The sequence below is a fragment of the Flavobacterium sp. genome (assembly GCF_039932285.1).
Taxonomy (GTDB): domain Bacteria; phylum Bacteroidota; class Bacteroidia; order Flavobacteriales; family Flavobacteriaceae; genus Flavobacterium.
Genome location: NZ_JBDTQE010000081.1, coordinates 1 through 11630 on the forward strand (window position 1 = coordinate 1; position 11630 = coordinate 11630).

Sequence of the window (11630 nt, forward strand, 5' to 3'; positions counted from 1 at the left end):
TAATTTTTTGGCTAAACGATTAAAAAATACCATATTTGCCAATTCAAATTTTCTTTTGGAGAGTTTGAACAATCTTTATCAATATCAAAAATGATTAAAAAATTTTTATTAAGCAGTTTTATTCTGCTTTCGCTTCATAGTTTTGCACAAGAAGGTACGGCATCTCCATATTCATTTTATGGAATTGGAAACATAAAATTTCAAGGAACTGTGGAAAATAAATCTATGGGAGGTTTGGGAATTTTGCCAGATAGTATTCATGTAAACTTGCAAAATCCAGCATCATTGTCAGCATTAAAATTGACTTCATTTGGAGTTGCAGGAACGTATAATAAGGAATCCTTAAATAGCGCTTCTAGTTCTGAAAAGGCAAGAAGAACATCTTTAGATTATCTTGTTATGGCTTTCCCTTTAAGAAAAGTGGGTTTAAGTTTAGGGATTATGCCCTATTCATCTGTTGGATATAAACTTGAAAAGATAGAGGCAGATGGAACTGGTTCTAGATATTCAGGTACTGGTGGTGTAAATAAGGTTTTTGTAGGTGCGGGATATCAGATTACTCCTAAACTAAGTGTCGGTGCGGATTTTGCATATAATTTTGGTAAAATTGAAGCAAATTCTACAGCATTTATATCTAATGCTCAATACGGATCTAGAGAATTAAACACTAATGAGTATAGTGGAGTTACTTTCAATGCAGGTTTGATGTATAAAACTAAATTTAAAAAATATGACTTAGTTTCAAGTTTAACACTTTCTCCTTCTACTAGTTTAAATTCTACTAATCAAAGAAATTTAGCAGTAATTACTTATTCATCTTCTGGATTGGAAAGAGTTTGGGATTCACAAGATATTTTAGTAGGAGATTCAAAAATAAAATTACCAACTAAATTATCATTCGGAGCGGGAATTGGTGAAATTAAAAAATGGTTTGTTGGATTCGAATCGACTTTTCAAGGAAAAAGTGATTTTGGGAATAAGTATGCTTCTAACGTTTCATTCGAAAATGCGACTAAATTTTCATTAGGAGGTTATTATACGCCTAACTATAATTCTTTTTCAAACTATTTTAACAAAGTAACATACAGAGCAGGTCTTCGTTCTGAGAGTACAGGTTTGGTAATTAATAATCAATCTATAAATGATTCCGCAGTTACTTTAGGACTTGGGTTGCCTGTGGGTGGTGCTTTTTCTAATATTAATCTGGGATTAGAATACGGTAAAAGAGGAACAACAAATGCAGGTCTTATTCGTGAGAACTATTTAAATATCTCTATTGGAATGTCATTTAATGACAAATGGTTTGTAAAGCGCAAATTCGATTAATAATAAATAATGAAAAAAGAATTTCAAATAATAAAAAAAGTGCTGTTACTTATTGTAGCAACACTTTTTTTTATTTCTTGCGAAAGTAATATAAATGAAGTTCGAAAAATAAATGTCCTAGAGTTTAGTCCAGTAGGCGAAGCTAAAGACTTTAATCTAAAATATACCGATTCAGGCAGGATTAAAGCGATTTTAATTTCCCCACAAATGTTAGATTATTCCCAGTTAGAATTTCCATTTACGGAGTTTCCAAAGGGAATAAAAGTTACGATATATGACGAGCAAGGAAACAAAAGTTTTGTAACATCAAATTATGCAATTTCATACACAAGCTCTAATTTAATCGATTTGAGTGGAAAAGTAAAAATCACTACACATGATGGTAAAGTTCTAGAAACAGAACAATTATATTATGACCAAAAAAATGAATGGTTTTTCACACAAAAAGCATATAAATTTACGAATAAAGGAAGTGTCATAGACGGATTAGGTATAGATTTTAGTAAAGATTTCAAGGTTTTAGACACTCAAAAGATAACAGGAGTTTATAGTATTTAAAAAAACAGAAAAGATGAATTATTTAAAATACACACAATACGTTTACCTAGTTGCAGGAATATTTTTTGTATACGATGGATTTTCAAAATTAAACTCAGGTACAGACATGCCTTATTTGAGTTTTATACTTGCTGCCACTGCAATTTTTATGTTTTTCTTTCGAAGAAAATTTGCTAAAAAATTTGACAATCAAGATCAAAATAAATAAATAAATGAACTTTCTATTAAAATAAAAGGTTAAGCCTTTTGTTATTTGATAGATAATTGTATTTTCGCTCACTGAATAAAAAAATATTTTTAAAAAATGGCAGTTTTATCAAAAATTAGACAAAAATCATTTTTAGTTGTCGCAATAGTAGGATTAGCATTATTTGCATTCATAATAGGTGCATTAATCGAAAATGGAGGATTTGGAAAAACATCTAGAAACGCAGGAACTATAAATGGTGTAGATATTCCTTTTGAAGAATTTAGAGGAAAAGTTGATATGGCTCAAAAAAGCCAACAAGGACAAAATATGTCCATCATGCAAGCTACAAATGGAGTTTGGGATCAAGAAGTAAGAAGAGTTTTGCTTGAAAAGCAATGTGAGAAATTAGGTTTACGTATAGGTGACGATCAATTAATTAATGTAATTAAAGAAGATCCTCAGTTTGCGCAAAATCCACAGTTTTTGAATGCTGCAGGTAAGTTTGACAAAGCAAAATTTAACGAATTTATTGCGTCTATAAAGAATTCATCACCTGAAAGATGGCAACAATGGTTGGATTATGAAAAACAATTAACACAATCTACTACGGAGCAAATGTATAACACTATGATTCAATCAGGTTTTTATACAACACTAGCAGAAGCAAAATTTAACTATGAGTTAGAAAATAATAAAGTTAGTTTCAATGTAGTTTCTGTTCCTTATTCAACTATAGAAGATAAAAAAGTTGAACTTACAGATGCTGAACTAATCGCTTTTATGAAAAAAGACGAAAAGAAATACAAAGCTGACGAATCTCGTGAGTTAGAATTTGTTTTAATAGAAGACAAAGCATCTCCAGAAGATAAGAAAGTAATAGAAGATAAAGTAAACGGGTTATTGAACTCTGTTGAAGATAATCCAGTAACTACAACTGTAAACGAAGCAAAAGTTGGATTTAAAAATGCTCCAAATTTAGTAGAGTTTGTAAATGCAAACTCAGATATAAAATACGATTCAACTTATGTTGCTAAAAAAGATTTGCCAGCAGAACATGCAGAAGCATTATTTAATTTAGCATCTGGACAAGTCTACGGACCTTACACTTTTGGTGATTACTATTGCCTTTCTAGGAATTTAGGAAAAAAAGTAAACGCAAATGCAAAAGCTAGTCATATTTTAATTAGCTATGAAGGAACGAAAATTCAAAACCAAAGAGAAAAAAGAACAAAAGAGCAAGCAAAAGCAAAAGCAGAAGCTTTATTGTCTCAAGTTTTAGCAAATCCATCATCATTCCAGATGTTAGCATATACTAGCTCTGATGATCCATCTGCTCAACAAGGCGGAGATTTGGGTTATTTTAGTCAAGGTCAAATGGTAAAACCGTTTAACGATTTCGTTTTCTCAAATCCAGTAGGAAAGATAGGACTGGTAGAAACTGAATTTGGTTTTCATATTATTAATGTAACAGACAAGCAAGACGCAGTTCGTTTGGCTACAATTGCTCAAAAAATCGCACCGTCTGAAACAACAAGTGATAAAGTATTTACGACTGCAACTAAATTTGAAATGGCCGCAAACGAAAAAGCATTTGATGTTGCTGCAAAAGAAATGAAACTAACAGTTGCTCCAGTTGCTAAAGTATTGGCTATGGACGAAAACGTTCAAGGAGTAGGAAATCAAAGAGAAATCGTTCGTTGGGCATTTGGCGCAAAAGAAGGAGAAGTAAAACGTTTCAATGTTCCTGCCGGTCACGTAGTGGCTCGTTTGAAAAAAATAAATGAAGCTGGTTTATTATCTATAGAAGATGCGAAAGTTGCAATAGGGTCAAAATTAAGGAACGAAAAGAAAGCAGAATTAATTAAGGTTAAAATGGCTGGTTCTACGCTTGAAGCAGTTTCTAAAGCAACAGGTTCTCCTGTAAAAGAAGCTTTAGATGTAGTTGCTGCAAATTCTTATATACAAACTATTGGTGCAGAACCTAAAGTTGTAGGGACTGCATTTTCACTTAAGCCAGGAGTTGTTTCTCAAACAATCGATGGTGCTTCTGGAGTTTTCAAAATCAAAGTAAAATCTAGCACTAAGGCACCTGCTGCTAAGGATTACAAAGACATTGTAACTAGACTAAACGGACAATCTAAAGGATCTGTACAAGGAAGAGTTTACAATTCACTTAAGAAAGATGCTACTATCGAAGATAATAGAGCTCAATTTAACTAGAAAGAATTAAGTTGTAAATATCAAAAATCCCGATTAGTCGGGATTTTTTCGTTTATAGTATGTCAATGTTTGTTTCAAATATTCATAATTATACAAACTCTTTTCCGTAATTTTGTCAAATAATAATTTCAAAAAAAAGCATGAAAAATATAAAAGTAATATTAGCATTTTTTCTTTTAATAGGAATTGCATTTGTAAGTTGTAAAAAACAAGGAGAAGTTGAAACAAAGACTACAAAAAAAGAGATTGCAAAGATAGAAACAACAAGTTTCAAAATTGAAGGTATGACCTGCGCAATGGGTTGTGCAAAAACAATAGAAAATAAACTAGCAAGTCTTGATGGCGTACAAAAAGCTTCTGTCGATTTTGATAAAAAAATGGCAACAATTCAATATGATGGAAATATACAAACAGCAGAAAAATTAACGGAAACTGTAGAGGCAGTTGCTGATGGTAAAACTTATAAAGTGTCTGGCGTAAAATAAAATTTACTTTTGTTTCCACTTCAGGCTTTCCATCAAAATGCGTAAATCATTTTTTATGTATGCAGCAGCTGGTAAAACTGAATCATAATTTGGTTTTGCATAAAAATAAACTGAACCTACCAAAAAATGTTTAGTACTATCAGTCAAATAAAATTGCGACTGAGAAGCAGCATTTCCGCCCACTTCATAAAACATACCGTACGCTTTTCTTTCTTTGTTAGCATAAGGTTGTTCGCTTATTCCGTCAGCTTTAATAACGTGTTCATAGGTTAGTTTTTGAGCATCACGTAACAACTGTTTTAAATTATTGTTTACTGGCTTATAATTAAGATAAACAGTTGCTTTAAGACTTGGATAATCAATATCAAAATTACAATTTCCTTTGTCTACAACTTTACCTATTGTGTTGTATTGGAAAGTATAACCACATGTTTTGTCAAAATTAGAATAAATAGGATTGGGGTAATCTAGGCTTAAGTAAGCTTTAGGTTTTGGTAATACATCGTCTTTACAACCAATAATGCAAATTGTAATTGAAACAAGTAAAAGAAAGGTAAAATATTTATTAAGCATTGTTTGAGTTTTAAAAAGGCAAATCATTTTCAATAGTAGAATCGAAACTTGTTGTTTTTGGAGCTTCAGATTGTGTTTTTACGTTTTCAGAATCTTTTTTAGTATTCAAAAATGTAAATTCGGTAACTTGAATTTCGGTTGTGTATTTTGTAGTTCCGTCTTCAGCTTGCCATTGTCTAGATTTTATCCTTCCTTCTACATATATTTTATCCCCTTTAGATAAATATTTTTCACAAATTTCGGCTGCTTTATTACGCACAACAACATTGTGCCATTCAGTCGAAGTTATTTTCTCACCAGTAGTTTTATTAATATAAACTTCGTTTGTTGCAAGCGGAAACCTTCCTATGCAATTACCTCCATCAAAATAATGCATTTTTATATCTTCTCCAAGATAACCTATTAGCATAACTTTATTTAACGTTCCGTTCATTATGAATTCATTTGAGAATACCAAAGATAAGTCATTTTAATTAAAACTTATTATTCTCTATAAAATTGTGAAGTACAATTGGAAAAGGGAATTTATTTAGATTTTCAAAACCAAGACCGTTTTCTATTGTAGTTTTTCTATTAACTTTCCAAAATTTAATATGTAAATGCTGGTGTGTTAGTTTGTGTGTTATTGTTTCTGTTTCCATTAGAATAATTTCAGAAATATCATCAAATTTATTTCGAATTAATTCTAAAACAACTTCTTCAGATTCTAATGTTTCGGTTTCTATCAATGGAAATTCATATAAATTATGCCAAATTCCTTTAGCTGTTCTTTGGTTAATTGTGGTTTTGTTTTTATCGTCTAATACAAAAAGATAGTTTAGAAACCTGTTTTTTGCTTTTGCCTTCTTGCTTTTTATGGGTAATTCATTAACTTTTTTCAAAGAAAGCGCAGCACAACTCGAGTTGAGAGGGCAAATAGTGCAATTAGGGTTTTTGGGGACACATTGTAAAGCACCAAACTCCATAATAGCTTGATTAAATAAGGCTGGATCATCTTTGCTAATTACTTCTTGAGCTAACAGTGTAAACTCTTTTTTTGCTTTTGCAGATGTAATATCAGTTGCTACATTATAATAACGCGAAAGCACGCGAAAAACGTTTCCGTCAACAACTGGAACTACTTCATTGTAAGAAAAAGAGGCAATAGCTGCTGCAGTATATTCGCCAATACCTTTTAATTTGAGTAAATTTTTATAATCTTGAGGAAAAATTTCGTTCAAATTTCCAGCAATATGTTTTGCGGTGGCATGCAAATTTCTTGCACGAGAGTAATATCCTAGTCCTTGCCACAATTTTAACACTTTTTCTTCACTTGCATTAGCTAAATCTAAAACTGTTGGAAATTCCTTTGTAAAAGCCCTGTAATAGGGTAAACCTTGTGCAACTCTTGTCTGTTGCAACATGATTTCGGAGAGCCAAATAAAGTAAGGATCCGTTGTTTTTCTCCAAGGTAAATCGCGTTTATTTTCTAAATACCACGTTGTTAATGTTTTACTAAAATTCATTATAATTATTTGGTTAGCAAAAATAAAATTTTATGTGATTAAATTTTAATCAATTAGCTTGAAATATTGTTTATTTAATTTATATATTTGCAACCTCAAAAAATTACATAAACTTAATTACGTATTAAAATGACAAAAGCAGATATCGTAGCGAAAATTTCAGAGAAATTAGGACTAGAAAAAGGAGATGTACAGGCTACAGTAGAAACTTTTATGGAAGAAGTAAAAAATTCATTAGAAACTGGTGATAATGTTTACTTAAGAGGTTTCGGGAGTTTTATTGTAAAAACTAGAGCTGAAAAAACAGGAAGAAATATTTCTAAAAACACAACGATTAAAATTCCTGCTCACAATATTCCAGCATTTAAACCTGCTAAAGTATTTGTAGAAGGGGTTAAAACGAATAATGAAACAACAAAATAAATTACTAATCAATAAAACTACACATTATGCCAAGTGGTAAAAAAAGAAAAAGACATAAGGTAGCAACGCACAAACGTAAAAAACGTGCAAGAGCTAACCGTCACAAAAAGAAAAAGTAGTTTTAAACTACTTTTTTCTTTTTAAACGTTCATTGAAATTGAGAAAAAGACAAATAGATAAAAGACGAAAAGATAAAACGAAAACTGTTCAATTATCTTAGTGTTTATTATTTTAAAGTCTTCTTTTCGTCGGGTAAATACCTGTAATGTTTAATCCATCTGTAAATAAATTTTAGATTTTAGATTTCAGATTTTAGATTTTCAAAATCTATTTTCTTATTTCTATTTTCTATTTTCTAAAGTACAGATAAAAATTTACACATGAATAAAGAATTGATTATTAGATCTAGTTCTGAAGCTGTAGATTTTGCCTTATTAAAAGATGGAAAACTAATTGAATTACACAAAGAAGAAGAAACAAGCAATTTTCAAGTAGGCGATATTTTTATTGCCAAAATAAGAAAACCAGTTGCTGGTCTTAATGCTGCTTTTGTAAATGTAGGCTTCGAAAAAGATGCCTTTTTGCATTATCATGATTTAGGACCTAATCTAGCTTCACAACTGAAATTCATAAAACTTGTAACAACAGGTAAAATAAAAGATTTCTCCCTTAAAAGTTTCCAATTTGAAAAAGAAATTGATAAAGATGGTACAATTACCGATGTAGTTGCCGTAAATCAATCAATTCTTGTACAAGTGGTCAAAGAACCAATATCTACTAAAGGTCCAAGGATAAGCTCAGAGCTTTCACTTGCTGGAAGATTTATTGTTTTAGTCCCGTTTTCAGACCGAGTTTCTATTTCTCAAAAAATAGAATCTAAAGAAGAAAAAGACAGATTAAAACGTCTTGTACAATCTATCAAACCAAAAGGATTCGGTGTTATTGTTCGTACAGTAGCAGAAGGCAAAAAAGTTGCAGAAATAGACAAAGACTTGCAAAACTTGGTGGACAAATGGACATCAATGTGCAAAAAAATCCCAACAGCCCATCATCCTTCAAAAGTGCTAGGAGAACTCAACAGAGCATCATCAATATTACGAGATGTTTTTAACGATACTTTTAGCGGGATTATTATAGATGATGAAGAGCTGTTTAATGAAACGAAAGAGTACATTCAACAAATTGCTCCTAGTAAAGAATCAATGGTAAAGCTTTATCAGTCGAAAGACACTCCGATCTTTGAAAAGTACAGTATCGAAAGACAAATAAAAACATCGTTTGGTAAATCCGTTTCCATGAGCAAAGGTGCTTACCTCATTATCGAGCATACCGAAGCCATGCACGTTATCGATGTGAACAGCGGAAACCGCTCTAATAAAGCGACCAATCAGGAAGATACAGCTCTCGAAGTAAACATGATTGCAGCTGCTGAGGTAGCAAGACAATTGCGTTTGCGAGATATGGGCGGTATAATATGTGTCGATTTTATAGATATGTCTAATCCGGACAATCGTAAAATTCTATTCGATTTCTTAAGAGAAGAAATGAGTGACGACAAAGCAAAACACAAAATATTGCCTCCTAGCAAATTCGGGATAGTACAAATTACTAGACAACGAGTTAGACCAGAAGTTAATATTGAAACTCGTGAAGAGAATCCTAATAATGAAAATAGTGACATTGAAGCGCCTATTTTAATTATAGACAGAATTGCTTCCGATTTAGAAAGAATTATAAAGTTGCATAATAAAGTAGTACTTAATGTACACCCATTTATAGCTGCTTACCTTGTAAAAGGATTTCCATCAATACGTTCGAAATGGTTTTTTGAATATAAAAAATGGATAAAAATTATCCCGCGTGACTCGTACACGTACCTTGAATATCATTTTAATGATAACCAAGGAAAGGAAATTAAAGATTAATAAAACCGCCAATCATTATGATTGGCGTTTTTTTTTGCTTCTATTTTTGGTAAATATTTATTTTTGCTCAAATTTTTTTTTTAATGTTTCAAGACTTTCTTTAACTATTTCGTTTAAAAAAAATGCAATAGGAATAATTGAGGAAAGGAAAAGTCCGTCTAATGATTTATAAAAAATATTTAATACATTTGAAAAACGGTATTTTATAGCGCATAAACCTCTAATTTTGGGTGAATATACACTATGAAGTGTTGTATGTATAGAAGTTGTGCGATAGCTAAAAAAATATGAGAGTATCCGAACAAATTATTGCTAAATTAAAAGAATTGAAAGAAGACAATTCTATCGCAAGTTATACGCACATTAAAAACATTTTAAAAAATCAACTAATCCCAATTGTATATTCAGAATTTAAACCATTCAAGTTAATTAGATACAGAAAGCATAATAAAAATCAGGATTTTTTTGAAACTTCAGAAGAATTAACATACAGAAAAGATATTTTGAATATAAATAATTTTGGAAGATTAAATGAACCCGGACAGGGTTATTTTTATTGTAACGATAATAACAATCAAAGTACAGGAATAGACGAAATTGTTTCTGTCTTTCGTGGAAATGAAGAAAGTAAAGAAGAAACATTAACTATTGGAACTTGGAATGTAACTCGAAACTTAAAACTTGCAGTTATTTTACCAAATGATCAAAATATTGGAATTAATAGTGAATTTGACAAATTGAAAGAAGATTATAATAATAAATTTGAAGACAGCGAACATTTTGAAGATGTAAAAATATTAAATGAATTTATAGCTAATGAATTTACACTTGATTTAGAAAAGCATAAATCAAACTACAAAATAACTTGCGCATATTCAAACTACATAAAAGAACAATTTCCAGAAATAGATGGTATTATTTACGCAAGTGTCAAATCTGAATTTAGCGGAACGAACATTGTACTTTGGCAAGAAGCAGTTGATAATAAAATACAGTTTTTTGCCGCAAGAAAATCTATATTCAAAAGAGTTTCTGACAAAAAATTTGTAGAAGTTGAAACATTCGATAGTAAAAGTTATGATTCTAAAAGCGATAAAATTATTTGGTAAAATAGCCATCACACAACAGTCGCTACACGAGATTTGGGCATTAAGCTGAATTTAAAGTTGGTTTTGTATTTGGGAAATTTATGTTTAATTGAAAAATTTGGCATCTTTAATCCCAAACCTAGTGTATCGCAAACACTTTAGCGGCAACTCAAACAGACCTCACCCAAACTATTAACAAAGTAATATAAATGAAAAACTTTAAAACAATTTCGACACGGTTAACAGTAATCACTTTTCTGCTTATATCATTAATTTCCTAGAATGGACAAACACAAAACATTACTTCAAGTAATGAAGGGAATAAGCCAAACATTGATACAAAATTTACGGAACACTACAATGTACATCGGGTAAACGGATGGAAAATAGAAATAGGGTGTTTTTTGTTTCAGAAAGGGAAGCCATTAAAAACTGTTTTCGATCTTCTGCAAATTGTATGAAAAGAAATATCAAAAATGGGAAAATGAATTTATTAAGTAAACAGACTATACGGAAAATTTATTAACCCTCGATTCGCATTTACTCCCTCACAATCTCAATTTTCTTTCTAATTTCATAACCACTTTCATCCACTACGGTGATATAATGAAAACCTTCGGTTGGCATAATCGGCATTTCGTGAAACGTTTTGGTCGAACCTTTATATACATTATCTACATACCAATAGACTTCCGTTTCTCGATTAGAATGGGCTATTTTTAGTATTACAGGCTGTATTTCGCTATTAAAATTTTTAGTCAAATATATTTTACTGTTTGTTTTTGGGTAAATAAAATCCATTGAAGGAGTTAGTGTTCCTGTACAATCGCTTCTGTAAGGTGGCAAAGGCAAATAGTCAACATGTTGGCTTTTGTAATACCATTCCATTACGGGAGGAAGAATAAACCATTTTTTGGTCACAATATTTTCTACATTTTCGCAACTGCTGTTTACTCTATATTTTTCGGTTTTATCTAAATGAACCATTTTATGATACGGACAAATAGACGTTGTTTTTCCCTTTAGGGAAACATATTGTTTTATTTTCGGACAATCTTCTTGTGCCAAATGACCACTGAGTTTGCAAACTTCAACTTCTGTCAAATCTAATAAAGGCGTATCGAACCATTTTTGTCTTGGTAACAAATTAAATACATCAAACAAAATAGGAGCAGCGCTTGTAACACCCGTTAGCGTTGGTCGTCCTTCGCCCGAAGCATTTCCTACCCAAACTCCTACCACATATCTAGCATTTGTACCAATGGCCCAAGCATCTCGATTACCAAAACTGGTTCCTGTTTTCCAAGCGATTTTTAGCGAACTGTCATAAAATTTCC

At 31.2% G+C, this 11630-nt stretch carries 11 protein-coding genes and 2 pseudogenes; 9 read left to right on the forward strand and 4 right to left on the reverse strand.

Annotation, left to right across the window (positions count from 1 at the left end; genetic code table 11):
* The 6 genes and pseudogenes from ABI549_RS11990 to ABI549_RS12015 form a co-directional block, all read left to right on the forward strand.
* A pseudogene (locus ABI549_RS11990) lies at window positions 1–94 on the forward strand (pantothenate kinase); the annotation flags it as partial.
* The gene (locus ABI549_RS11995; RefSeq protein WP_348076702.1) at window positions 91–1326 is read left to right on the forward strand and encodes an outer membrane beta-barrel protein; all 1236 of its coding nucleotides are present in this window, start codon (window positions 91–93) and stop codon (window positions 1324–1326) included. The pseudogene ABI549_RS11990 and the gene ABI549_RS11995, both read left to right, overlap by 4 nt.
* Before the next feature lie 9 nt (window positions 1327–1335).
* Complete coding sequence (gene lptC / locus ABI549_RS12000; protein ID WP_348076703.1) at window positions 1336–1884, forward strand: LPS export ABC transporter periplasmic protein LptC; 549 nt, start codon at window positions 1336–1338, stop codon at window positions 1882–1884.
* 13 nt (window positions 1885–1897) lie between these two features.
* The gene (locus ABI549_RS12005) at window positions 1898–2092 is read left to right on the forward strand and encodes a hypothetical protein (protein WP_348076704.1); all 195 of its coding nucleotides are present in this window, start codon (window positions 1898–1900) and stop codon (window positions 2090–2092) included.
* Window positions 2093–2188: 96 nt separating this feature from the next.
* Window positions 2189–4294, forward strand: coding sequence for a peptidylprolyl isomerase (locus ABI549_RS12010; RefSeq protein ID WP_348076705.1), 2106 nt, complete (start codon window positions 2189–2191; stop codon window positions 4292–4294).
* Window positions 4295–4434: 140 nt separating this feature from the next.
* Complete coding sequence (locus tag ABI549_RS12015; RefSeq protein WP_348076706.1) at window positions 4435–4779, forward strand: heavy metal-associated domain-containing protein; 345 nt, start codon at window positions 4435–4437, stop codon at window positions 4777–4779.
* Between the two features lie 3 nt (window positions 4780–4782).
* On the opposite strand, the gene gldD is transcribed toward ABI549_RS12015, so the two are convergent.
* The 3 genes from gldD to mutY are packed head-to-tail and all read right to left on the reverse strand — an operon-like array spanning window position 4783 to window position 6857.
* Window positions 4783–5352 (reverse strand): gliding motility lipoprotein GldD, encoded by a 570-nt coding sequence (gldD, locus tag ABI549_RS12020; RefSeq protein WP_348076707.1) that lies wholly within the window; start codon window positions 5350–5352, stop codon window positions 4783–4785.
* 10 nt (window positions 5353–5362) lie between these two features.
* Window positions 5363–5785 (reverse strand): single-stranded DNA-binding protein, encoded by a 423-nt coding sequence (gene ssb / locus ABI549_RS12025; protein WP_348076708.1) that lies wholly within the window; start codon window positions 5783–5785, stop codon window positions 5363–5365.
* A 40-nt stretch (window positions 5786–5825) separates the two neighbouring features.
* Window positions 5826–6857, reverse strand: coding sequence for an A/G-specific adenine glycosylase (mutY, locus tag ABI549_RS12030; RefSeq protein ID WP_348076709.1), 1032 nt, complete (start codon window positions 6855–6857; stop codon window positions 5826–5828).
* Window positions 6858–6986: 129 nt separating this feature from the next.
* Between mutY and ABI549_RS12035 the strand changes: the two genes are divergently transcribed.
* The 3 genes from ABI549_RS12035 (at window position 6987) to ABI549_RS12045 (ending at window position 10314) form a co-directional block, all read left to right on the forward strand.
* Entirely contained in the window at window positions 6987–7280 is a 294-nt protein-coding gene (locus tag ABI549_RS12035) for an HU family DNA-binding protein (protein ID WP_348076710.1), read from the forward strand.
* Window positions 7281–7660: 380 nt separating this feature from the next.
* Window positions 7661–9205 carry a ribonuclease E/G gene (locus ABI549_RS12040; RefSeq protein ID WP_348076711.1) on the forward strand — a complete coding sequence of 515 codons (1545 nt, stop codon included), beginning with the start codon at window positions 7661–7663 and terminating at the stop codon, window positions 9203–9205.
* A gap of 287 nt (window positions 9206–9492) precedes the next feature.
* The gene (locus tag ABI549_RS12045; RefSeq protein ID WP_348076712.1) at window positions 9493–10314 is read left to right on the forward strand and encodes a hypothetical protein; all 822 of its coding nucleotides are present in this window, start codon (window positions 9493–9495) and stop codon (window positions 10312–10314) included.
* A gap of 519 nt (window positions 10315–10833) precedes the next feature.
* On the opposite strand, the pseudogene ABI549_RS12050 reads toward ABI549_RS12045, so the two are convergent.
* Window positions 10834–11630 (reverse strand): annotated as a pseudogene (locus ABI549_RS12050) (penicillin-binding protein 1C); the annotation flags it as partial.

What these genes read in the sequence shown, in the direction of transcription:
- ABI549_RS11995 (WP_348076702.1), top strand. Translation starts at nt 91, where the DNA reads ATGATTAAAAAATTTTTATTAAGCAGTTTTATTCTGCTTTCGCTTCAT.
- lptC (WP_348076703.1), top strand. Translation starts at nt 1,336, where the DNA reads ATGAAAAAAGAATTTCAAATAATAAAAAAAGTGCTGTTACTTATTGTA.
- ABI549_RS12005 (WP_348076704.1), top strand. Translation starts at nt 1,898, where the DNA reads ATGAATTATTTAAAATACACACAATACGTTTACCTAGTTGCAGGAATA.
- ABI549_RS12010 (WP_348076705.1), top strand. Translation starts at nt 2,189, where the DNA reads ATGGCAGTTTTATCAAAAATTAGACAAAAATCATTTTTAGTTGTCGCA.
- ABI549_RS12015 (WP_348076706.1), top strand. Translation starts at nt 4,435, where the DNA reads ATGAAAAATATAAAAGTAATATTAGCATTTTTTCTTTTAATAGGAATT.
- gldD (WP_348076707.1), bottom strand. Translation starts at nt 5,352, where the DNA reads ATGCTTAATAAATATTTTACCTTTCTTTTACTTGTTTCAATTACAATT.
- ssb (WP_348076708.1), bottom strand. Translation starts at nt 5,785, where the DNA reads ATGAACGGAACGTTAAATAAAGTTATGCTAATAGGTTATCTTGGAGAA.
- mutY (WP_348076709.1), bottom strand. Translation starts at nt 6,857, where the DNA reads ATGAATTTTAGTAAAACATTAACAACGTGGTATTTAGAAAATAAACGC.
- ABI549_RS12035 (WP_348076710.1), top strand. Translation starts at nt 6,987, where the DNA reads ATGACAAAAGCAGATATCGTAGCGAAAATTTCAGAGAAATTAGGACTA.
- ABI549_RS12040 (WP_348076711.1), top strand. Translation starts at nt 7,661, where the DNA reads ATGAATAAAGAATTGATTATTAGATCTAGTTCTGAAGCTGTAGATTTT.
- ABI549_RS12045 (WP_348076712.1), top strand. Translation starts at nt 9,493, where the DNA reads ATGAGAGTATCCGAACAAATTATTGCTAAATTAAAAGAATTGAAAGAA.